This window comes from Methanosphaera cuniculi, assembly GCF_003149675.1.
GTDB classification, from domain to species: Archaea; Methanobacteriota; Methanobacteria; order Methanobacteriales; family Methanobacteriaceae; genus Methanosphaera; species Methanosphaera cuniculi.
Window position 1 is genome coordinate 15389 of the sequence record NZ_LWMS01000005.1, and the last position, 26339, is coordinate 41727.

13 protein-coding genes are annotated in these 26339 nt (G+C 28.2%); 2 read left to right on the top strand and 11 right to left on the bottom strand.

Going from position 1 to position 26339, the window contains the following annotated elements:
• Positions 1–243: 243 nt before the first annotated feature.
• The 6 genes from MSCUN_RS00910 to MSCUN_RS00935 all read right to left on the bottom strand — a co-directional run bounded on the left by MSCUN_RS00910 (position 244) and on the right by MSCUN_RS00935 (position 13984).
• Positions 244–2715 carry a right-handed parallel beta-helix repeat-containing protein gene (locus tag MSCUN_RS00910; RefSeq protein ID WP_095608945.1) on the bottom strand — a complete coding sequence of 824 codons (2472 nt, stop codon included), beginning with the start codon at positions 2713–2715 and terminating at the stop codon, positions 244–246.
• A 212-nt stretch (positions 2716–2927) separates the two neighbouring features.
• Positions 2928–5504 carry a right-handed parallel beta-helix repeat-containing protein gene (locus MSCUN_RS00915; protein ID WP_095608946.1) on the bottom strand — a complete coding sequence of 859 codons (2577 nt, stop codon included), beginning with the start codon at positions 5502–5504 and terminating at the stop codon, positions 2928–2930.
• A 334-nt stretch (positions 5505–5838) separates the two neighbouring features.
• Positions 5839–11928, bottom strand: a complete 6090-nt coding sequence (locus tag MSCUN_RS00920; protein WP_109582947.1) for a right-handed parallel beta-helix repeat-containing protein — start codon at positions 11926–11928, stop codon at positions 5839–5841.
• Positions 11929–12234: 306 nt separating this feature from the next.
• Positions 12235–12555 (bottom strand): DUF2149 domain-containing protein, encoded by a 321-nt coding sequence (locus tag MSCUN_RS00925; protein WP_095608948.1) that lies wholly within the window; start codon positions 12553–12555, stop codon positions 12235–12237.
• The gene (locus tag MSCUN_RS00930; protein WP_095608949.1) at positions 12546–13196 is read right to left on the bottom strand and encodes a MotA/TolQ/ExbB proton channel family protein; all 651 of its coding nucleotides are present in this window, start codon (positions 13194–13196) and stop codon (positions 12546–12548) included. Before MSCUN_RS00930 ends, MSCUN_RS00925 begins: the two co-directional genes overlap by 10 nt.
• 83 nt (positions 13197–13279) lie before the next feature.
• Entirely contained in the window at positions 13280–13984 is a 705-nt protein-coding gene (locus MSCUN_RS00935) for a DUF2162 domain-containing protein (protein ID WP_095608950.1), read from the bottom strand.
• 410 nt (positions 13985–14394) lie between these two features.
• Between MSCUN_RS00935 and MSCUN_RS00940 the strand changes: the two genes are divergently transcribed.
• The gene (locus MSCUN_RS00940; RefSeq protein WP_143744871.1) at positions 14395–17829 is read left to right on the top strand and encodes an Ig-like domain-containing protein; all 3435 of its coding nucleotides are present in this window, start codon (positions 14395–14397) and stop codon (positions 17827–17829) included.
• Between the two features lie 266 nt (positions 17830–18095).
• Here the strand turns inward: MSCUN_RS00940 and galU are convergent, their stop codons facing one another.
• Positions 18096–18953 carry a UTP--glucose-1-phosphate uridylyltransferase GalU gene (galU, locus tag MSCUN_RS00945; protein ID WP_095608952.1) on the bottom strand — a complete coding sequence of 286 codons (858 nt, stop codon included), beginning with the start codon at positions 18951–18953 and terminating at the stop codon, positions 18096–18098.
• Positions 18954–18969: 16 nt separating this feature from the next.
• Positions 18970–20037 (bottom strand): glucose-1-phosphate thymidylyltransferase, encoded by a 1068-nt coding sequence (locus tag MSCUN_RS00950; protein WP_095608953.1) that lies wholly within the window; start codon positions 20035–20037, stop codon positions 18970–18972.
• A gap of 342 nt (positions 20038–20379) precedes the next feature.
• On the opposite strand from MSCUN_RS00950, the gene MSCUN_RS00955 reads away from it, so the two are divergent.
• On the top strand, positions 20380–22881 hold the full coding sequence (locus tag MSCUN_RS00955) for an Ig-like domain repeat protein (protein ID WP_095608954.1): 2502 nt from the start codon (positions 20380–20382) through the stop codon (positions 22879–22881).
• 226 nt (positions 22882–23107) lie between these two features.
• Here the strand turns inward: MSCUN_RS00955 and hacA are convergent, their stop codons facing one another.
• From hacA to cyaB, 3 genes are all read right to left on the bottom strand, one after another.
• Entirely contained in the window at positions 23108–24355 is a 1248-nt protein-coding gene (hacA, locus tag MSCUN_RS00960; RefSeq protein WP_095608955.1) for a homoaconitase large subunit, read from the bottom strand.
• Entirely contained in the window at positions 24352–25533 is a 1182-nt protein-coding gene (locus tag MSCUN_RS00965) for a homocitrate synthase family protein (protein WP_095608956.1), read from the bottom strand. Before MSCUN_RS00965 ends, hacA begins: the two co-directional genes overlap by 4 nt.
• Positions 25534–25716: 183 nt before the next feature.
• The gene (gene cyaB / locus MSCUN_RS00970) at positions 25717–26265 is read right to left on the bottom strand and encodes a class IV adenylate cyclase (RefSeq protein WP_095608957.1); all 549 of its coding nucleotides are present in this window, start codon (positions 26263–26265) and stop codon (positions 25717–25719) included.
• Between the last annotated feature and the right edge of the window lie 74 nt (positions 26266–26339).

Sequence of the window (26339 nt, forward strand, 5' to 3'; positions counted from 1 at the left end):
TTAATATAGTTACCTATAATATATTTTAAGGTTTTTTAAAAAAATTAAAAATAAACTAATTAGTTAAAGATAACTTTAAAATTTATAAGAAAAATATCTTTTTTAGTAGTAAAAATGATTATATGTTTATAAATAATTTAGTTATTTTTAGAAAGTTAAGTTAACCTAATAAAAAAAAGTAGAATATTAAAAAAGGGGAGATGAATTGGAAGGGTATGTAAAAAGAATTATGATTATTTGTAATTAAATTTTAAGAGTTAATTTAGTTGCTGTATATCTTCCACTTTCCACATATCCATTACCAGAAAATACAATTGTTATGTTATAGAATTTATTTTTCATATCAAATGGTAAATATAAATGAATCATTGCAATTCCATTTGAAACATGTAATTTATTGGTATTAACATTTTCATATATATCCATATCCTTTTGTGTTACACCATTAATCTTAAATACAAAGCTACCAGATTCTACTAAATTTCCTGTTACATTAGTTTTAATAGTTGCTTTTAATGTAATATATGTACCTGGAATTGCTTCTACATTATCTATACTAAATACTGGTTTTTGTTTAAGAGTTTTAAGTGTATATACACAACGTGTTTTAGAATATTTATTATTTTCTCCAATTATAATTTCAAGTGTATTATTATTAGAAGCACGTAGTGTTTTTGGAATTTCCACATTAACTAATAGTTTTCCATTATTTATTGTGCTATGAGCTATTGTTTTACCATTAACTTTTATTGCAATGTTATTTTTACCTGTAAGTTGTTTATTATTTTCATCAAATAATGTTTCATTTATAAGAATATTTTCACCAGAATATGCAGATATTGTTTTTCTATTAAATTTTACATTAAGCTTTCTTATATTCATTGTAATTGAATTTTCTGCTCTGTTATATTCATTATTACTTCCAAATACAGCAGTTATCATGTAATTTTTTCCAGAAAGACCTGTTAGATCATATTCTATTGAAATCATACCTTTATTATCAATCTTTTTAGCTGTAGCTATGGTTTTTTGATTAATTTTAAATACAACTTTTCCTTTAACAATTGCATTTTGTGTTGTATTATCAATAACTTTTGCTTTAAGATTAATTTTACTACCATATACAATGTTTTCAGGTATAATTATCTGTATTATTGCTGTTTTTTTATCAGCATTACTTATAATGTTTTTAACTGTTACATTATCAGCATTTATTCCAACTGAATCTTGTCCATATTGGATGTTTGTATCTAGTGTGTTATTTTCAATAAGAATATTTTTTGATGAATTAGCATATATTGAATATGCATTATTTGCATGATCTATACTTTTTATTGTATTGTTTATAATTGTTAGATTATCACTGTTTTGTTGTATTCCTATACCTTTATTTGCAGGTCTAATTTCTTCAACAATACTATTTGTTTGAACACTACTATTTGCTATTGTATTAATATAATTTGATATTACTGTATTATTTGGTGAATGTGCAAATACAATACCTGATGCATATGCAACTGATGTAACATTTATTTTATTTGACTTAATAACATTTTTTGTTGCTGTATAGATTTCCATTCCATATCCAATTGTAGCATCTAGGTTAATTGTGTTATTATAAATTAACACATTACTATTTAACTGCCAGCCACCATAACTTGATACACAAATTCCATATGCAAGTGATTCATCATCATCTGTGAAAATTGTACTATTATGACAATATGCATTAATACTATTATGTGCAACAGTTAAATTCTCAGCACTAGGTACTCCAATACCACTAACATAACGTTCACCAATTACACTAATATTATTATACTTGATATTAGAATGTCTAGCATTTCCTAGATAAATTGCACTTGTAAATCTTCCACCAAGTGTTTTAATTGTATTATTTATTATATTAACATGATTTCCATTTATTTCTAGTGCATCCATTGTACCATACCAGAATTCCTCTGAATTTTCAGATTTTCTCATATCAACATAATTATTTTCTATAGCTATATTATCACCTCTAGAAAATATTGCTGATGCATTAACCTGTCCATAGAATTCTGAAAATCCTGACCAGTCAATAAATGGTGCAGGTCCTGTGAGTTTTATTGTATTGTTTATTATTTTAACATTATCTTCTATATTTTTAATACCATAAGCTGATCCATCATCTTTTATTATTGTAAGATTGTTGTTTGTTATTGTGGTTCCTATTGCTTTGTTAGTTATTGTTGATTCAAGATCTGTATCTTTTATTATTACTGTAATATTAGTTACTGTAGAGTTCACTGCTTCTTCTGCTATTCTTATTTGTCCATTTCGTATTGTTGCATTATTACCAGTTAGATAAATTCGTGCTTTAGATATCTCAAAGTTTTTATTTTCAAATTCTCCATTTAGTATAATAGTTGAGTTTTCAGATACTGAACTATATAATCGTCCTCGACTATTAAAATACTTATTATAATTTCCCATATTTACATATGTTGTAGTATTAGTTGTTTTATCATCTTTTTTTATCTTTTTATCTGTAGGTGTGTAATTATTTTTTTGAGTAGTATCTATTTGTGTATTTGTTTCATGTTCTTGTAGTAATTCGATGTGTATATTATTATCATCACTTGTTTGATTTGTATCTGTAGCTGTTATGGTTGTTGTTAGAAATAGAATTAAAGTTAAAAATAGTATAATAAAACTAATTTTTCTATTAAACATTTTTATTCTCTTCAAAAAAGTGGTTTTTTTTTAATCTCTAATTTTTTTAAATTTTTAAAAAATTATAAATTTTACTTTAAAAATTTATTATCTAATTAAATATTAGTTCTTTTTTTATAAATAATCAATTTTAATAAAAAGTTGTAATATATTGTGAAAAATATTAATTACTAAAAAAAAATATAAATTGGGAGGTTAAATGTAACTTTTACTTAAAATAGTAATGTTAAAGCATCAGATGTGTATCTTCCAGCTTCTACATAACTATTTCCTGAGAAAGTTATGGTTACTTTGTATGATTTTGATGCAAAATCAAATGGAATAACAAAATTAAATGATACTGTACCATTTGATATGGTTAATGTTTTATTAAGTTTGTCTCCATAGTCATTCATGTCATATTGTGTTATACCATTTATTTTATATCCTACTTTACCATTTAATACATTACTATTTGTTACATTAGTTTTAATTGTAACATTAAATCTAACAGGAGTTCCAGGATATGCTGAAGCTTTAGTTATTGTAAATACAGGTGCTTGTTTAATTGTATTTACATCTACATAAATTCTTGTAGTTGAATAACGTCCAGTTTCTCCTACTACAATTTCAAGTTTGTTTTTTCCACTGCTAGCTGTTAGTGGGATTTGTACACTTGTAGAGAGTTTTCCATCTTTAATGGTTAATTTTTGTATTGTTTTACCATTATATTTTATTGCAACTTTATTAGATCCAATAAGCTGTCTGTTGTTTTTATCAAATAATGTTTCATTAATTAATATTTTATCTCCAGTATATACATTATTAAATGTTTTTATAGATGGATTTTTAACATCAACTTTTTTAGGTGTGAATGTAATTGCTTCTGAATCTGCACGATTATAATCTGAATTACCTCCAAATACTGCTGTGATTTTATATGTTTTTGATGAAAGTTGAATAAGATCATATTCAAGCTGTACAATACCTTTATTATTAAGTTTTATAGTTGATATATTTCCAACTTTTACAGTTGCTCCATTGATTTTAAATACAACTTTTCCACTTGTAATTGCTTGTTTTGTAGTAGAATCTACAACTTTTGCTGTAAGATTTATCTTATCACCAACAGTCAAGTTATCAGGAAGTGTAACTATTATTTGTGCTGTTTTTTTACCAGTCATACCTGTAATTGTTGATCTGTTTGTAATATTTGTTGAATTTTGATAACCCATTGAATCTACACCATGTTGTGTATTTGTATCAAATGTGTTATTTTCAATTAATACATCGTTTGTTCTGTTAATAAAGAGTGCATATGCATTATTTCCTTCATCTGTACTGTTTACAACATTACCTCTAACAATTGTATTTGCACTTTCTTGTTGAATTTCAATACCTTTGTTTGCTGGTATGATTTCTTCAACTACTTGATTTGTATATATTCTACTATTACCTGTTGTATTAACTTTATTATCTATTATAAGACAATTTGGTGAGTGTGCAAGACTTATACCTGATGAGTACACACCATTTAATTTTAATTTGTTATCTGTAATATTAGCATAGCTGGTTCTGTAAATTTCCATTCCATATCCAATTGTAGCATTTATATTAATGGTATTGTTATAAATGTTTATGTTTTCACTTCCAGCTCCACCCATACTTGAGGTAATTATACCAAATGCCATAGCTTCATTATCATCTTTATAGATTGTTGAATTATTACAATTTAAAGTTATTTCGTTGTTTGCTATTACAACATTTGATACTCCATCAGCAACTTGTATACCATCAACATATCTTTCACCTTCACCATAAATTTTATTATTTTCAATGGTTGAATTTTGAAGTGCTGTTGCTGTAATTGCAAATCCAAATCTTCCAGCATATAAGTAGATAGTATTATTTTTAACTGTTGCATTTTTACCTTTAAGTTCTATAACATCAATTGTACCATATTCATTTGATATAGCACCTTCAATTTTTGAAACATTAAGAATATTTCCTGTAACTACTACGTTTTCTCCACCTAATGTTTTAACTGCTGCTGTATTTACTTCTCCAGACTTATCACTCATTCCAGACCAGTCAATTGCTTCATCAGGACCTTCTACTGTTACATTATTATTTAATATTTTAGCATTATTTTCTATGTTTTTAATACCAATAGCTTCTCCATCTACTTTTTGAAGTTTGATTTCATTGTTTGATATAGTTACATTTAATGCTTGATTACTAATTGCATAATTATAATCAGTACCAGATATTTGTATTTTAAGGTTTGTTACAGTTGCTCCAATTGCTTTTTCTGCAATTTTTACTTGTCCATTTTTAATTAAAACATTTTCACCTGTAACATAAACTCCAGGTTTTGATACTTCAAAATTTCTATTTTCGAATTCACCAGTTAATATAACTGTTGTATTTGCTCCGATTTTACTGAGCATTCTTCCTCCTGAGTTAAAATAGCTGAAATAGTTTCCACTATTTACTGTTACTGAGGTGTTTTCTGCTTTTTTTACTGTTTTTGTATTTTCTTTATTTTCATTTATAGTTTTAGTGTTTTGAACCGTATTTTTAGAAGTGGTTTCCACTTTTTTATTGGTTTTTGTTGTTTGTGTTTCATCGTTTTGTGTTTGTGTTGTTGTTTTTTCTATTGTTTGTTGAGTGTTTGTGTGTTGTTGTAGTTGATTATCTGTTTGTATACTTTGAGTATTATCAGCATCTGCTGCTGATACCGCGGTTACTCCTACAAGAAATACGATTAATGTCATAACTAAAACAAGATTTAGTTTTTTATTAAACATAATCATCTTTCCTTTTTTAAACTTGTAATATAAAACATTTTTTAATTTTTATTAACTTTACTTAAAAAATATACTATTACTTAAATTATTATTTTATATTTTATTAATAATAAAGATGATTATAAAAAAAATTTCATTATTCCTAAATAGCCTATTTTTCAAGCTTAAATCAAAAAATATGAGAAAGGATCTTATTAATTTTAATAGAAGCTTTTATAATTTAGTTTTATAATTATTATTTGAATTTAAAAATAGTTAGTATAAAATAAAGGGGTTGATGTTTGAAGTAATATATATTTTGATATTTATATTACTTCTAAAGTTTTTTTTTTGATTATAATCTTTTTCCAAAGTTTAGGATGTTTTCTGGGTTAAGTGTGGATTTTTCATTTTGTGATTTTAGGTTTTCTGTTTTTAGAATACCATTTACGTTGTTGTATGTGTTTGCTGCACGTTGTGCTGTGTTTGATGTGGAATTACAATTTTTGATTGTGAGTGTTCCTTTATCATTAAAGTTTACTCCACCGTTCATTGTTGCTGTGTTTTGTGTGAATGTTGATTTATCAATTGTCATTGTACCGAAGTTGTAATTTACTCCACCACGTGTTGCTGTGTTTTTAATGTTTTTGGAGTTTGTTATTGTCATTTTTCCATTGTTGTTGTAGTTTACTCCACCATTACCATTTGCTGTGTTTGATTCAAATGTTGAATCTGTTATTGTTACTGTTCCTTTATCATTGTATGTTACTGCTGCGTTTGTTGTTACTTTGTTGTTTTTGAATGTTGATTTGATGATTTGTAGATCACGGAAGTTGTAGTTTACTCCACCTCTAGATGCATTGTTGTTATTTAAGTTGGATGATCTTATGATCATTGTTCCATAGTTTGCATTTACTCCACCATTTGGTGCATAGTTTCCTGTAAATAGTGATCCTGTAATGTTCATGTTTAGTTTGTTGTTGTTGTAGTTACATCCTCCATAGTTTCCTGCTTTGTTGTTTGTGAAGTTGGAGTTTGTGATTGTCATTGTGTTTTTATCATTAAAGTTACATCCACCATTTATTGTTGCTGTGTTTTGTGTGAATGTTGATTTATTAATTGTCATTGTACCGAAATCGTAGTTTACTCCTCCTCTGGATGCTGTGTTTTTGTTGTGTTTTGAGTTTGTTATTGTTATTTTTCCATTGTTGTTGTAGTTTACTCCACCATTTCCTGTAGCTTTGTTTGATTCAAATGTTGAATCTGTTATTGTTACTGTTCCTTTATCGTTATATGTTACTGCTGCGTTTGTTGTTACTTTGTTGTTTTTGAATGTTGATTTGATGATTTGGAGTTCACGGAAGTTGTAGTTTACTCCTCCTCTGGATGCATTGTTGTTATTTAGGTTGGATGATCTTATGATGATTGTTCCATAGTTTGCTGTTACTCCTCCATTTGGTGCGTAGTTGTTATTTAGGTTGGATGATGTTATGTTCATTTTAGCATAGTTGTTGTTGTACATTGCTCCACCATAGTTTCCTGCTTTGTTGTTTGTGAAGTTGGAGTTTGTGATTGTCATTGTGTTTTTATCATTGAAGTTTGCTCCACCATTTACTTTTGCATTATTGTTTTTGAATATGGAATTTGTAATTATTGAATTTCCCATATCATAGGTTACTCCTCCACGACTTGCTGTGTTAAATGAGAAGTATCCTTTTGTTAAGTTGATTGTTCCATTGTTATTGTATACTATTGCACCATTTTCAGCTATGTTATTTGAGAATGATGAGTTTAGTACTTTTAGTTTTCCTTGATCGTTGTATATTACTCCACCATTGGATTTTGCTGTATTATTAAGGAATATTGAATCATATATGTTTACTGTTCCTTTGTTGTATATTACAGATCCACGTTGAGCATTTGTACGTTGTATTTTGAAGTTTAGTAGTTCAAGAGTGTATCCTTTATCTACTGTTATGAATTGTTTATTTTTATTTCCATCAAGTAAGTTATTATTTCCAATAATTCTTAATGTTTTTATTGTTGCACCATTCCATGTGATTGGTTCGGTTATATTGTAGTTTCCTTTGTTTAATTTTATTGTTGCTATTCCATTTGGATTTAAGTTTTTCTGTGTTTTAAGGTTTTTAATTGCACTTACAAGTTGTGCGTAGTTGTTTACTGTTATTGTTGGTTGTGCTGCATATATTATAAGTCCATTTGTAAATGTTTTTGATGCTGTGTTAAATTGGTTGTTTGCTTTAAATGTAAATGAAATGTTGTTTGATCCTACAAGTGATGCTGGTGCATTAAATGTGAATATTACATATCCGGATTGTCCTTTTATTCCAGCTTCAATTGCTGATCCATTAGCATATTTAAGTTGTACTCCATTTATTGAAATTGTAACAATACCTGATTTTGCAAATAATTTTCCTGTATTATCATTTATTCCAACTTTTATTGTTGTATTTTGACCTACTGTTGCATATGTTGTATTGTAGTTTAATACTGTTGGTTTTAATACAAGGTTTAATTTATTAGTTGCCATGGAAGTTGCAAGTTCTTCATTTTCATTGTATTGAGCTTTTATTGTGTAGCTTCCACGTGTGAATGTTGATGGAATTGTGTAGTTATATGTGAATATTCCATTTTTAACTGAAGCTGTTCCTACTTTTTGGTTATTTACAGTTATTGTAACTGTTCCTTTATTTACTGCTTTACCATTTGATGTTACTTTACCTGTTATTGGTACTTTATCACCAATTGCACCTGTTGAACTTGATACTGTGGTTGCTGTTGTTGTAAGGATGCATAGTTTACTGCTTCCTTCTGATGCAAGATGATCATCATTACCACTGTATATTACGGTAATATTGTATATACCATTTTTAGTGTTCATTGGTACTTTGTATTTGTATGTTGCACGTCCTAATGTTAGGTTTTCTGTAGTGATTTCTTTTTCATCTAATTTAATTGTTACTTCACCTGATAGTTTACTTCCAAAGTAATCTTCTACATCTACGATAAATGTTACATTTTCACCAGGTAATGCACTTACTTGGGTTACTTTAACAATACTATCTGTTTTTGTTTTGTTAAGATCAAGTATTGCTATTGTTGTGGTATTTTGGAAGTTTGTTCCACTAACACTTCCAACTAAATAAAATTTTGTTGGTTTAAAGTAGCTTGTTAAATTTACTTTAAGTGCAAATGTTCCATCTTTATTTACTTTTACAGTTCCAAGGTTTGATCCAACTACTCTTACACTTACTGTAAGGTTTGTTAAATCATTTGTTGTTGCTGTTACTACTCCATTTACTGTAAATGGTGCTCCAACTGTTGCTTTTATAGGTTTTATACTTAGTGTTGTGAAGTGTAAGAAGTTATTTCTAATTACATTTGTTTTATGATCATTAAGTACAGATTCATCTCCAAATAATTTATTTGCTTGTAGTGCATTTTGTTCAATTGTGTTATTTACTGCTTGATATGTTAAATTTGCAGTGTATTGTGCTGTTGTGTTTATTGTATTGTATGATATATTATTTCTGAAACTGTTGGTTTCAAAGTATATACCAGCATTTCCATATCTTATTGCATCACTATGTTTTGCTTCTGAAACTTTTCCATAGCTTCCATTTCTTAAATCAAATTTGTTTGATGTTATATTGTTATCATTTGCACGGTATCCTGCAATACCATAAATGTATGATCCTTTAGCATAGATATCATTACCATTTATTAAGTTATTAATTGAGTCAAATATTTCTACAGAATATACAGCTGCTCCTGTTAGGTTAAATACGTTGTTATTTATATAGTTAAATTGTGATGCTTCTAGTGTACATCCATATACATAGTCACCATATTGTGTTTTGTTATGTAATGCATTTACATTAAATACATTATCTTCAACTATTGTATTTACACTATTTAATCCTGATATAAATCCTGTTGCAAAATATCCTCCATTTACAGTTACTGTATTTTTATAGAAGCTATTGTTTGTTGCATTGTTTGATTCTAATGATCCACCCCATTGTGATCCTAGAACTCCCATACCATAGGTGTATGGTCCAAAGCTTGTCATAGTAATGTTGTTTGATTGTACTAAGTTATAATTTGAATCATAGTATATATCTATTCCAACTACACTATTTTTACAATCTGTTTCTGGTGCTGTGTATTGTTTAAATTCTGATATTCCAATAACTGTGTTATCTTCAATTGTATTACGTGATGAGTATAAAAGTATAATTCCATATGCATGAAGTAATTCTTTTATTGTTCCCATTTCACCATTTAACATTATTTCATCATCATATTCTAATCTTTTTGATGATTGATTTACAGTGATAGTGTTATTTGTTATATTACTCATATCTGTTGCATAAACTGTAACTGCATAGTTTATGTAGTCACCTGATGTAAATACTTTATTATTTACTACAGTAGCTCCATTTGCTCCATATAACCATATTCCAATACTTTCCCAGTTATCAAAGTTGTATACTGTGTTGTTTATAATTTTACAATTTGATACATCTTTAACTTCAATTGCATGTGTATTAGCAATATTATCTGTTCTTGTATTTCTAATTGTTATATTAGTTACTGTTGAATTTGATGCATCTTCTGTTAGTGTTAATGTACCGTCATTTATTATACAATTTTGTCCAATTACATGTACTTTTATTGGGAAGATAAATTTTTTGTTTTTGAAAGTTCCTTTGAGTATGATTGTATCATTTTTAAGAACTTTTTTAGTATTTACAGAGAAGTCATCATTAAAGTAGCTGTAATATGTATCATCAGTTACTATGTATGTTTTATTTGATTCTGGCATATCATCTTTATTTGCTGTGGATGGTGGGATGTATGCTTTATCTCGTCCCATACCTAAACTACAGTTAAGTACATTTGATTCATCTACTGTTATATTAATATCATCAGGGTTATATGCTCCTGCATCTGAGAAGTCTATTGCACATTCACCAAATGATTGTATTGCATTTCTTGATACAAGAACATTGTTTATTCTTTTTGTTGTTGACTGACGTCTAAATAGTATACCCATTTTTTGTGCAGTCATGGTGTTGTTTCTTATTATAATATTTTTGTATTGTCCTTTTGAGTATATAGCGTATGATTCTGTTGACCAGAGATAGTTATTTTCAATTATTGCATCATTTGCATTTATTACAATACAACTTCCAGCATTTGATGAAATATTGTTATTTTTAACAAGTACTCCATTACCTCCAATTTCAATACCAGTTGTTGTATCATTTACATGAACTTCATTATATGTTACAATAGCACCTTCACATGCATATATTCCTTGTGATGTTGCATTTACATAGTTTCTTGTAATTGTGTTGTTTGTGAAATCCTGTGTTGATATTCCACGGTATGCATGATTTACAGTGTTATTACTAATAATATTTCTTGTTCCCATAATTTCAATTGAGTATGACCATGATGTATTTCCACCTAAAACTCGGTTTCCTGTTACATTGTTATCATCACAGTATCCTCCTTGGAATAATCCTGATCCATATACTGAAAAGTAGATACCATTTGCTGCATCACTTGTTACTTTGTTATTTCTAATGTTATTAAAGTAACAATTTCCAAATGCTGCTGCTGTGTGTGTACGTATTGTATCTGTACGATATGCTGTTTCAAGGGTGTTACCTTCAATGAGACTGTTGTTCATTTTATCTGCTGCAAGTGCAAATCCAAATGGTCCATTTACAAATGCTACATTATTTCTAATTGTAACATTTTTTGTTACATTTATATATATTCCTGTACCATAAGTATTTGAGTTGTTAATTCTTAGATTTTCAACTGTTGCATTTTCTGAGTTTAGTCCTGCAACTGTTACTGTACAGTTATATAGTCTTACGTTATTTTTACCTTTGAGTGTAATGTTTGGTTTGTCTATTGTGAAGTTTACATTTCTGAATTCTCCACTAAGGATGATTGTAGATCCTGCTGTTATTAAGTTTGTTGATTCTGTTAGTTGTGTTTCATTATTATATCTGAAATACATACCATGCTCTTTTTGTGTTATGGTAATTTCCAGTGCTTGCTTTGTTTCTTTTTTATCATTATTTGATGTTAGATTTTTATTTGTTGTTGATTTGTCACTTTTTATGTTTTTATTTGTTGTTTTGGTTGTGTTGATATTTTCACTTATAGCTTTTGAAGTAGTGGTTGCTTTTTTTACTTCTTTAGCATTATCAGTTTGTACTGATTTTTCTACAGTTTTTTGTGTAGTTTGTATGCTTTCGCTAGGTGATTGAATATCTTCGCTTATACTTGTATCAGCTGATACTGGGGTTGCTGTTGTGCTGTTATCTGCTGCACTTATACAACCTAAGCCAACCATTATCATTATTAGTGTGACAACTAATAACTTATTTATGGTTTTCATATAATGTCACCTTTATTTTTTGATATAATTCATAAAGAAATTTCTAAAAATTAAAAAAAAAATTTAAATTTTTTTTATCCTTTTATGTATTATCTATATATGTTGTTTGAATTAATAAGGTTTTTTAAAAAAAAGTTAAAATTTAATTTATTATATTCGAATTAATAGGAATTTATAAAATTTTATTGATTAAATTTAATATTTTTAAAATAAGTTAGAAAATTAAAAAAGGAGATTAGAAAAAAAGTAAAATAACGCTCTAATTTATGATTTTAATAATTTTATTTTACTTTTATAATTTCAGAACTACGATGATACCATTACCATTTTTCCAGTTTTTGGATCTTGATATACTGTACCTTTTTGTTCATATCCAGAACCTGATGATGTTACAGCTTCTGGTTGTTCATTTAGTTCAGTTGTTTGTTCATTTAGTTCTGTAGTTTGAGCTGGACTTGATTGTGATTGACTTGCTTGTGAAATACTAGTTGCTCCTGTTGACATAACAGCAAATATTAGAAATCCCACAGCAAGTACAAGCATAATATCAGTTAAGTTAACAGCTGATGCCATTGGATCTATATCTTCTTCTGGCATTTGCCTTAATCCACTTCTTCTTAATGACATTTTAAAACCTCAAGTATTGCTTCTGCAACATCATATAAGTCTCCGATATCTTTTTGATACCATCGTCTTCTTATTTTTGCTATAACATAACATAATGAACCTGCAGCAAGTCCTGCAGTTGTTGTGTTAAATGCAACTGTTAAGTTTGATGTTAATGTTGTCATATCCCCTGCACCAAGTGCTGCAAGTCCTGGACCCATAGGTATAATTGTACCAAGAAGTCCACATGCAGATCCAACTTTTGCTACAATATCATCTTTTTCAAGTGATTTTAGCACATTATTTTCTTGTCCTTCAAGAAGGTTTCGTGCAAGGATTTCACGTGTTGTACTGTCATATTCTGTAGTATTAAGATTTGCAATAATACAGAGTATTTCTTTATCACGTTTATTAAAATTTGAGTTATTGATGAAATTACACATTTGATCTTTAGGGGAGACAGTAATATCTTCAATAAGTTTTGCTTTTTCTTGACTTGTAATTTTTTTACGACTTGTATATTCAGCTAGTATTGATCCAAGTTCAATAATTGCAAATATTATGAATATTACAAGTAAAATCATAACTGGAAGTAATAGACTCTGTGCTATTACATTTAAAACTCCAGATAATATATCTCCACCAGGTATTGTACTGGCCATTTTATCCTCCATTTTTTTTAATATCTTTTTTTTTATTAGTTGTTTTTAAAAAAGTTTAAAACTCTTTTCGTTGTCTGTTTTAATTAGTATTGTATATACTCATCTCTTTTTTTGGCATATATTACTCCAATTATCATTATAACTGCAATTACTACAACCATTTTAAGAACACTTGTAATTGATTGTATTTCTATTGGTGTTCCCACAGTTACAAGTTCTATGTTTGGTAATATCATAAGACATAATACGAAGTACATTCCCATAAAAATCATGAAGTCTCCTAGTACAATTGGATATGGTCTGTGTACTTTTTGAACAATTTTACCTGAAAGTAGGTATGTTACACCCATAACAACAACCAATGCTACTGCAGATATTGCTCCTAATGATACTGTTGGTATTGTACTCATTGGTGCAACTAGTAATATTGTTGTTAGTATTGCTCCAAAACAACATGGACATGGTGCTACTACTGCCATACTTGTTGCAGAACCTACATCTTTACCTGTGACTTTCCAGTCATGTATTGTTTTAAATCCTGTAACAAGAATAATTACAGCAATTACAGCAAAGATGTATGAGGTGTAATTATATACAAAATTATATAATATTTCTGTATATGGCTGTGCGAGATATGATAATACTGTTAGTCCTACTCCATATCCTATTAATATATAGCCAACAGTTCTTTTCTTAATTCCTGAAAAACCAAGAGCTAACCCAATTTTTAAACCAAATATTAAAACTGCTGCTAAAATTCCATATTGCATTAGCTGATCTAACATCATATACCTCCCTTTATTTGTTTTATAAAATAAAAAAACAAACACTTATATTTAAAGAAATATTGATTATTTGACCATTATTTTATTAAATAATATTTTTTGATTTTTTATAAGTTTATATTTAGTTTTTTAAGTTTAATAAAATTACTTTATTTTTTTTAAAAAAAATCTAATAATTGTAATTCTATTTGCTTTTATATTTTCTAAAAATAGTTCAATTTTACTTATTTTAATTAATTAAATACTAACTAATCAAAATTTAATAAATAATCTTATATAATACTTTAATCAAAATAACTTATCATGGAGAATATTAAAATTAATGGAAAAATATTTTTCAAGTATTAATAATAAAAGGAGGTTAAATTATTAACATTAAAAATAATCATATTATCTTGATTATTTTAACTATAATGTTTATTATCCTCACAACATCTACAATCTCAGCAGCATCAGATGATATAACAACATCATCTGTAGTTTGTGATGATAATAACCAGATAGATCATATGTCAAATAATATGGTTTCCAATGTTAAAAATAATCACTTAGAAACTAATACTCAGCAAGAAAGCTCAAAAACAATTGAAACAACCAGTGAAAAAACAAAAAATACACAAAAAGACACCAAAGTATTACAAAATACAAAATCTGATAAGATAATTAAAAAAGATAATAATACACAAACACAGCAAAATACAACAAATTCTACTAACACAAACTCATCTAAACTAACACCATCATTATCTATAAATGATGATCCAATAACACCAGGAAAAGAAGCAACATTTACAGCAATAAAAAATCCAGATGCAACTGGAAAAGGTGTATTTAAAATAAATGGAAAAACAATATCAGATCCAATAAAACTTGAAGCAGATACAATGCTTGTAAGGTATACATACATGATACCAACAACATTTGAATCTGCAACATACAAATTAACATTTGTATACTCAGGAAATTCAAAATATGAAAAAGATGAAGTTTCAACAACACTAAAACTAGAACCTGAAGAAAAGGATCTTGATCCACAACTTTACATGAAAAATGTAACTGTAAAATTCCAAGATACACAAAAACTAGTTCTTAAACTTGCAGATGATGCAAAAGGATCAGTTGTATTTAAATTAAATCATTCAACAATAACCCCAAAACTAACTGTTGTTAATGGAACAGCAACCTATCTATTTGATTCATCAAAGATATATCCTGGAAAATATCGACTTGATGCAAAGTATAGTGGAAATTTTAAGTATAAACCAGGAAATTTCACATCATACTTAACAATTCAAAGACTAGCAGCAAATGTAACACTAAATAATATAACATCAAAAGCTGGATCAACAATTAATTTAAATGCTCGAATTCTTGATGAACGTGGAAATCCAGTAGAAGCAGCATATGTTGTTTATAAAATCAATGAAAAAACAATAGGAAATACTACTACAACAAGTGAAGGATATGCACCATTAAAATATACAATACCTTCAATATTTGATAATCATGAATATAGCTTAAAAGTTATATGTAATGTATCAAGAAAAGTTCAAAGATCAACAGCTTATGCTACAATAACATTAACACAACTAAAAACATATTTAACTATTTCTAAAGTACAAGCAAAAATTAATGAAACAGTAACAATAATTGCAACACCTATTGATGAAAATAAAAATAATGCACATAGAGGCAGAGTTCTATTTACAATAAATGGTGTAAAACAACCATATGTAAATATTACAAATGGATATGCACTAATACGTTACACACCAAAAACAAATGTAGCAACCAAATTAAATGTAACAGCAGCATTTGATAGTATATGGAAGTATACAAATTGTAGTGCAAAAAGCACTATTGAAATAATTAAGATTGGTACAATAACAACAACTCGTTATACTGATGCAAAAGTTGGAATGACAACAACAGTATCAGCAAGAGTAGAAGATAAAAATCAAATACTTGTAAATGGAGGAGTTGTAGTATTTACACTAAATGGAACTAAACTTGGTAATGCAACAGTTAAAGATGGTGCAGCAAACTATACATTTATAATGCCAAGATATCCAAAAGGTGTATATCGTCTTAATGCAACCTATATGGGAAGTGGATCATATCTAAGTAGTAATAACTTAAATTATGTAAATGTAACATTACTTGATTCACGATTAATTACATCACCTGTAGTTGTAACAGTAGGTCAGAAAACTAATATTTCAGTATTTGTTATGGATGAAACAAGCCATTATGCAGAAAATGGTGAAGTAACCTTTACATTAAATGGAACAAAAATAGGTTCAGCAAAAATTAAAAATGGAACAGCAACAATAACATATAAACCACCATATAAATACAGTGGATTAACACTTAGATATGTTGCAACACTTAAAGCTAACCAATTCTATTCATCAGCATATTCAATAAACAATATTACAGTCTCACCACTAAAAGATGTATATGTATCAAATAAAGGAAATAACAACAATCTTGGTGATAAAGCACATCCATTTAAATCTTTATACTATGCTGTAGGACACGTAGCAACCTTTGGAACAGTTCACATGCTTGATGGAACATATAAAGAAAACACAATACTAATAAACAACAGTGTTAAAATCAAAGGATCAAGCTATAAAACAATAATAAATGGTATAGCTACAGGTAAAACAATAATAACAGTTACAAAAGCTGATGCACTACTTACACTTGAAGATCTTACAATAACAAATGGACTTGGAAAAGATGATAGATCTGCAGGAGCAATAAAATCCTATGGAAAATTAAATATTGCACATGTAAGATTTATAGCAAATAAAGCAACAGGTAAATTCTCAGCAGGAGCAATATACTCAACTGGAATTACAAACATTACAAATGTTGAATTTATAAACAATACTCTAACCACACCTAATGCAGAAGGTGGAGCTCTACGTTTAATTAATAATACAACAACTATTATTAATGCAAACTTCCAAAATAACCAGGCAATAGGATCAAACTCTACTGGTGGAGGAGCAATCTACATGCAAGATGGTGCATTAATAATTAATTCAACCAACTTCATAGATAACAAAGCAAAAGGTGCAAATGTACTTGGTGGAGCAATAAGAGGCTCATATGGTGATATGGTAATAACCAAAGTAACATTTAAAAATAACATGGTAAATGGTACAATCTTTGGTATAGGTGGAGCTATAAGTAGTCTTGGAACAGGAATTTATATAAATCAATCAACACTTAATTCAAATAAAGCATATGGTAAACAATCAGCATCAGCTGCAGCAATATATGCACAATATGCAGCAGTAATGTCATATAACTGTCGTTATCTTTCAAACTTAGCACAATCTGAAACAGTGCTTGGTGGAACAATTGAAGGATATTCTGCATATTCAAACTTTGTAAATTGTACGTTTGATAAAAATATTGCAAATGCAACAAAAACCAATTCATTTGGTGGAGTAATATACTATGAAACAGGAAATCTTACAGTTTCCTCATCATACTTTACAAATAACCAGGCAAAATCAGTTAATGTTTCAATTGGTGGAGCAATCTATTCACATGCTAATTCCACAGTATATCATTGTAACTTTACAAATAACCAAGCAGTTGGTAAAAATATAGGTGGAGGAGCAATAGGTAACCTTGGAAATATGACAGTTTCACAGTCAAACTTCGTAAAAAACAATGCATCTAAAATAGGAAATGCAATAACTGCAGTAACCGGTGCAAAAACCATAATTAATGAAAACTATTGGTATGCTCAAAATCCTAAATGGAATGAGTTATTACGTAGATTAAATAAACCAAGTGATTATTCAAAAACACCAATAAAACACTAAAAAAAAAACAAAAAAAATAATAAATGAGAGAATATATTATTTTTCTTATATATTCTCTTTTTTTTAGAAAACTTTTTTTCAACTAATTTTATTAAAACTTAAAAAAAATAAACCTAATTCTTTTTATAAAAAAAACTTGATTTTTATTAACTTTACTAATTTTTTGATCATCTTTTAAAGCTTATATGATTATTCTATTTTTAAAAAAAAGGTGTTATTTAAGAGGGAGGTTAAAAAGTAATTATTTATATAAGAAGAATTTTTTTTTATACTCCAAATTCTCTAAGTTTTGCTCTCATATGTTCTATGATAAGATCTCTTTCTTCTTCTGATTCTAATGCCATATCTATTGAGCTTTTTAGCCATTCAATAGTATTTCCAATATCATATATTTTTCCTTCAAATGCTGTTGCATATACATTGTCTTGTTCATTTATTGCATCAGTTAATTGTATTTCTCCACCTACACCTGGTTGTGTATTTCTAAGTTTATCAAATATATCTGATGTTAGCACATATCTTCCTGTTATTCCAAGATTTGATGGTGCATCTTCAAGTTTTGGTTTTTCAACAAGATTATCTACTTTATATGTGTTATCTTCAATTTTAACTCCATCAATTATTCCATATCTTTCTACTTTTTCAGCAGGTAGTTCTTCTATTGCTATTGTTGATCCACCATATTTTTCATGAATATCAAGTAATTGTTTTGTACATGGAACTTTTGAGTGTGTTATTGTATCACCAAGTAGTACTGCAAATGATTCATCTCCTATGTGTTTTTCAGCACATAGTATTGCATCACCTAATCCTTTTTGTCTTTTTTGACGGATATAGTGTATGTCTGCCATATCTGCTATTTCTTGAACTTGGTGTAGGTAGTCATATTTTTCTTTTTGATTTAATGTGTATTCAAGTTCAAATGATCTGTCAAAGTGATCTTCTATTGATCTTTTTCCTTTTCCTGTAATTATTATTATATCATCTATTCCTGATTCCACTACTTCTTCAACTACATATTGTATTGTTGGTTTGTTAAACACTGGTAGCATTTCTTTTGGTTGTGCTTTTGTTGCAGGTAAAAATCTTGTCCCTAGCCCTGCTGCTGGTATTACTGCTTTCATTTTTTATCAATTCCTCCTATAATTTTATAATTGAATTTTCACCAATTACAAAGCTTCGTCCTTTTGGATATGTTTCTTTGTCTGTTATTATTTTTGAGTTTTCACCAAGAAGACTTTCTGTTATTCTTTTATCTGATTTAATAGTTGAACTTCCTATTATTATTGATGAATCTATTTCTGATTCTATAATTTTGGTATTATCACCAATTGATGTGTAAGGTCCTACATACCCTTTTATTTCACAGTTTTCACCGATTATTGCAGGTCCTTTTATTACTGATCCTGATTTTATTGTGGTATTTTCACCAATTATTACTCGTCCTTTTATTTTAACATTATCTTCAATGTTTCCTTTAATATCTGATTCTATTGTTTCAAGGATGAGTTGATTTGCATCTAGTACATCTTCTGGTTTTCCTGTGTCTTTCCACCATCCTTGTACTATGAATGAATCTACACTTTTATCTTCATCTATTAGTTGTTGTATTGCATCTGTTATTTCAAGTTCATTTCTCCATGAAGGCTCGATTTTATCTATTGCATCAAAGATTTCATTTTTAAATAGATAAATTCCAACTAATGCAAGATTACTTTTTGGATGTTCTGGTTTTTCTACTAAATTTATGATTTTACCCTCTTCATTTAGTTCTGCTACTCCAAATTGTCTTGGATCTTCTACTTCTTGTAGTAATAATCGGGATGAAAATTCTGATTCATCAAATCCTTTTACAAATTCATCAATTCCTGATTTTAGGATATTATCTCCTAGATACATTACAAAGGATTCACCATCTACAAATTCTTTTGCTGTTGCTGCTGCATGTGCTAATCCTTTAGGTTCTCCTTGCATGATGTATGTTATGTTTACACCATATTTTGATCCATCACCTAGTTCTTCTTTTATTTTATTAGGCATGTTTGTTCCAAGTATAATTCCAATATCTGTTATTCCTGCATCACGTAAATCTTCTATTGCATATTCTATTACAGGCTTGTTTGCTATTGGTATTAGTTGTTTAGGACCTGTGTGTGTTAATGGTCTTAGTCTTGTACCATGTCCTCCAGATAAAATAACTCCTTTCATTGTTAGTTTTTCTCCTTAAATTAAATTATTTTATAATAATTCCTCTTTTTTTGTTTTTTTTTTATTTTATTTAAATTGAAAAGTGAAAAAATTTTTTATTAGTATGTTAAAAAAAAGTTTATTATTATATAGTTAATTTTATTTCTATTTTTTATCTTTTTTATATTTTTTAGCTATTAGTAAATTATATAGTATGAATATTTCATTTTTATAAAATAAAGTTTTTTTTATTTTACTTTAAAAAAACCATAATAGTTTATAATAATAAGTATTTTTATAATATTATCTATTAACACAATATTTTAAAAGTTAATCACTACATGCAGGAGGATATTTAAAATTATGAATAAGAAATTTTTATTAATATTTTTTTGCATAACAACAATTCTTATACTAACAACAACAGCAGCAGCAGATAATACTACAACGACACAAGAAACATCAACTATACATGATACAATAGATAAAACATCACAATTAACACAAGAAAATACCAATACACATACCCCAGATAATGAAAAAACAAACACTAAATATACAAATAAAACCACTAAAAAATCCATAAACACAAACACATTAACACAACAACTAATAGATACACAAGATGATAACACAACAATAACACTACAAAAAGGAAACTACAAACTAGATCCACTACAAATAAACAAAAATTTAACAATTATAGGTGAAAATAAAACACAAACAATACTTACAACTAACTCAACAAAAAGTCTTTTTAACATAGTAAACCAAAATACACACCTAAATCTTATAAACATAACAATACAAGATCATACTTCAAATGAAACACCAACAATAAACAACAATGGAATACTAACAGTTGATAATGTTATCATAAAAAACAATACATGCAAACTAAGAACAGCAAAAGGTGGAGCAATATATAACACAGGAAATTTAACTGTAATAAACTCCGAATTTCAGGAAAACACAGCATCATGGGGAGCATCAATATACAACTTCCAAGCAAACACAACAATTGAAAACTCACAATTTACGGGAGATCATACATATAATGTTGGAGGAGCACTTTATACTATACGTGGAAATATGACAATAAACAACTCACGTATCGTACAAAATCGTGGTGTAAGTGGAGCTGGAATATATAATGCATTTGGAAAACTAAATGTAAATAATACATTGTTTTTAAAAAATGATGCAGAATCATTCTATGGTGGAGCAATATATTCAACAGGAATTGCAAATGTTGAAAATTCAAACTTCCTATTTAACCATGCACAATACATGGGAGGAGCAATAACTAACACTAATAACTTCACAGCAACAAACTGTTCATTTGAATCAAATACAGCAGGTGAAAGTGGAGGAGCAATAGAAAATATTGCATGGTCAAATACTGAAAATGGAAATCTTACAATAATAATGTGTAACTTCACAGAAAATTCAGCAACCACAGCAAATGGTGGAGCAATAATAAATCTTAACTCAACAGAAGTACTTGGAAACTATGGAACAATAACCGCAAGAAAATGTATATTTGACTCAAACACGGCAAGTAAAAAAGGTGGAGCAATATATAATGATCAATACATAAATGTAGAATATAATATATTTAAAAATAATGAAGCAGATACAAATAATGATATCTACACACAAGATGTAATGATTAAATCCATAGAAAACAATTGGTGGTCACAAAATAATCCTAACTGGAAAAAAGTTGGAGTAACACCAAATAAGTGGGTAGTAATGACATTTACAAATCAAACACTACTACTTGAAAATATGCAAACTAAAACTATTGTTACACTAGATTCACTAAATGATAATACAAAATTATATGATGAACTTCCATTAGTTGAAGTTATATACATATCATCAAATGCAACATTTAAAGAAAACTTCCAAACACTAAATAAAACATCAATAAACACATGTATTCCAACAAATGAAACAATAACAGCAAAAATAGATAATCAAAGACTAAATCTAACACCAACAAATGCAAACATAACATATACACTTATTGATAATAACACTAAAATTCTAATAACATACAACTTACCAAGCATAATAAATGCAAAAACAAGTGTTAAAATCAATGGAAAAACAATATTTAACAAACAACTCATAAAAGATGGAAAACTAAACCTGACATACACAATACCTGTATCATATGCTAATGATGAATACACACTAACTTATGTTATAAACAACCATGGTAATATACTAAATAAAAATGATATACTCATTATACCAAAACGTAACATAACTATGATAATAACAACAAATCAAACAAAAATACAAACAGGTGACATGATACAAATAAAAGCTGACTTAAAACTAGCAGGTATAAAAATAACAACAGGTCGTGTTTCATTTAAAATCAATGGTAAAACCATACAATCAAATGTAAATGTAATAAATGGTACAGCAACAATAAATTACCAGATACCAGACTCATTTAGAGCATCAAGTAAATATAATATAACCGCTGTATATTCAGGAGATTTTAATAAGAATCGTTGTGATGCTACTCAAAATCTTAAAATTACAAAACAAGATATTCACATAGAAGATATGACTCCATTTGAACTTATGGCAGGAAGTTCTATAAGAGTTCCAATAGAATTACTAGATACACATAATAATTCAATACAACCATCTAAGTTATGCTATAAAATTAATGGAAAAACATATAAAACAAATATTACAACAGAAGATGGAGTATTCTACTTTGACTACATAACACCAACACTAAAAACTGGAAGTAGTCTAAAACAAACATTAACAATAAAAGTAGGAGAAAATCGAATCTATAATGAAGCAATATTTAACATAACCCTCAAAATAGAATAAAAATAATTGTGAAGAAGCAATAAAAAGTTTCTTCACATAAAAAATACATTCTACTTTTTTTAGTATTCTAATTTTAATCTTTTTATAATTTAATCTTATTTTTATATCCATCATATTCTTCTTAATTTTAGGAATTAAAACTCATGATACTTAAAATTAGCTCATAAATATATCATTTTTAATAGATTTAAAAAAAAGAGATTTTTAAGGAGGTGAAAAAATATTATTATATTTCACTTGGATTTGTAATTTCCCCTGTTATTGCTGATGCTGCTACAACTTGTGGATTTGAAAGATATACATAGGATTTTGCACTTCCCATACGTCCTAGGAAGTTACGGTTTGTTGTAGATATTGCTTTCATATCATCATCCATTACTCCCATATGAGCACCAAGACATGGTCCACATCCAGGATTACAGATTATTGTATTTGATTCAAGTAGTGTTTGTATAATTCCAGTATCTATTGCATCTTGGTATATTTTACGTGATGCTGGAAATACAAGTAATTGTACATCTTCATGAACTTTTTGACCTTTAAGAATTTCAGCAGCTTGTGCTAGATCTTCATAGCGTCCATTTGTACATGATCCTAGTACTGCTTGGTTAATTGTTGTTCCTTGTATTTTATCTACATCACATACATTATCAACATTATGTGGACATGCAACTTGTGGTTGAAGATCATCTACATTAAAATCATATGTTTTTTCATATTCTGCATCTTTATCAGGTGTGGTAATTTCATAATCTGTAATATTACGTTGTGCAAGATATTCGCGTGTTTGTTTATTAGGTATCATTATACCATTTTTTGCACCACACTCTATTACCATATTGGTTATAGTCATACGTGCATCAGGTGACATTGCATCTATTGTATCTCCATGAAATTCCAGGCTTTTATATGTTCCACCATATGATCCTAGTGTTTTGATAATGTTTAGTATTACATCTTTTGAGAATGTATGTTCTGGTAGTTTTCCATTTACATTTATCTTAAGGGATTCTGGTACATTTAGCCATGTTTCACCTTTTGCATATACTAATGCTAAGTCTGTTGCTCCAAGTCCTGTTGAAAATGCTCCAAATGCTCCATATGTACATGTGTGTGAGTCAGCTCCTACAATTAGACTTGATGGTTTTACATGTCCCATTTCTGGTAGTACTTGGTGACATATTCCTTCACCTTGTTTATATATATTGTTTATTTTCTGTTTTTTTGCAAATTCTCGTACTACTTGTTGGAAGTTTGCTGATCCTATCGTGTTTGCTGGTATATTATGGTCAAATACAAGTACGATTTTTTCAGGATCCCATACTTTGTCTGTTAGTTTTTCAAATACTTTTATTGTAGGTGGTGTTGTTCCATCATGACTCATTGCAATATCTACTTTTGCTGTAACTGTGTCATTTGCTGATACTTCATCTAATCCTGCATGTTTTGCTAATATTTTTTCTGTTATATTCATTCTTTTCCCCTATATTGAATATCTGCTTTTTTTAGTATTTCATTAAATTTTTCGTTTGTTATAAGTTCTCCACGTTCTCGTTCTTCTTTTACAAGATTTACAATTTCAAGAAGTTTTGCATCATCTACTTCTATTTTTAGTGTATCAAGTTTTTCAGCTATTGCTGCTTTTCCTGAATGTTTTCCTAGTACTATTTGTCTTTTGGTTCCTATCATTTCTGGAATAAATGGTTCATATGCTAGTGGATTTTTAACGATTGCATCTACATGTATTCCTGATTCATGTCTAAATATATTATTTCCAACTATTGGTTTATTGTATGCTATTGGTATTTGACTGTATTTTGATACCATTTGTGATAGTTCATTTATTATTTCGGTTTTAAATCCTAGGTCTTTATTATATAGGAGTTTTAATGCCATAGTAAGTTCTTCAAGTGATGTGTTTCCTGCTCTTTCTCCGATTCCATTTACTGTTGTTGAGATTGCTGATGCTCCGACTTGAAGTCCTGATATACAGTTTGGCACTGCCATTCCAAAGTCATTATGACAATGTAATGCTATTTCAACGTTGATGTGTTTTTTTATCTCTGATACTAGATATTTCATTGCTTCAGGGTTTATTGATCCTGTTGTATCAGCTATATGTATACGATCTGCTTTATGTTCTTGTGCTTGTGAGTATACATCTAGTAGTTTTGGTAGTTCTGTACGTGTTGCATCTTCTGCTGAAAATGCTACAAATAGTCCATGATCTTTTCCATAGTCTATTGCATTCATACATATTTCATATACTTCATCTCGTGGCTTGTTCATTTTTACATCTAGATGTAAGTCTGAAAGTCCCATGAATGTTATAATTCCATCAACATCAGCATCTAATGCTGCATCTATGTCTTCTTTTTTGGTTCTTGTTAGACAGATGATTCCTGCATCTAGTCCTTCGTTTGCTATTTTTTTTACGGATTGTTTTTCATTTTCTGATACTCTTGGAAATCCTGCTTCTATTTGATCTACTCCAAGTTCATCAAGTTTACGTGCTATATCTAGTTTTTCATCAGTTGAAAAGTATACATCTGGTGTTTGTTCTCCATCACGTAGGGTTGTATCATATATGTTTATTTTTTTTGGAAAATTATATTCTATTTCATCATTATATACGCTTACAAATCTGTCCATATTGATCTAACCTCCCTTTCTTTAAATATTTTTTTTTAATCTCCATATTATGGTTTTTTTCTCATTATTTTTTTCTATGAAATTAGTATCTTTATTTAACAAATATTTTTTTTTGTATCGTATTTTTTCTGATAGTTAATAATAATATAATTTTATTTTTTTAGTTTATATAGCTTTTTTTATTTATTCTTTGTTTTCTTCGAGTAATTCAAGGTATGATGTTCTTTCAAAGTTATCTGTTATATCAAGTTTTTTGAAGATTTCCATGATATTATCACATATTTCATCAATATTTGCATCTTCTTTTACTACATCTTCTATTTCCATGTATGTTCCTAGTTTTTCAAGTTTATCTATTGTTATAGTGTAGTTTTCATATGTGAATATTCTACGTATTTTATCTACTGTTGCTGCTTTTTTAAATCCTAGATTTTCTAGTATTTCAGTCATTTTTGTAATACTGCTTATTTCTACTTCTATTTCTTTTCTGGTTTTGCTTATATCATTTAATTTTGGTCCTTTGTATGTTAGTATTTTTTCAAATTCTGTGTCATTTTTTGGTATTTTTCTTATTCTTAATGCTTCATCTGTTTTTTTGTAGTCTTTATCAGGAGCATTGAAGTATATGTCATGTTGTCTTTCTGTATGGGAGTATTTTGCTCCTAGTTTGTCTAGTTTTTCTATCTCATATTTTGGATTTTCTATTTTTGCTTTTATTTCAACTTCTATCATTTTTATATTCATCTCACTATATTTTTTTTTAAAAGTATTTTTTTTTATAGTATTTATATAGTTATATATATTTC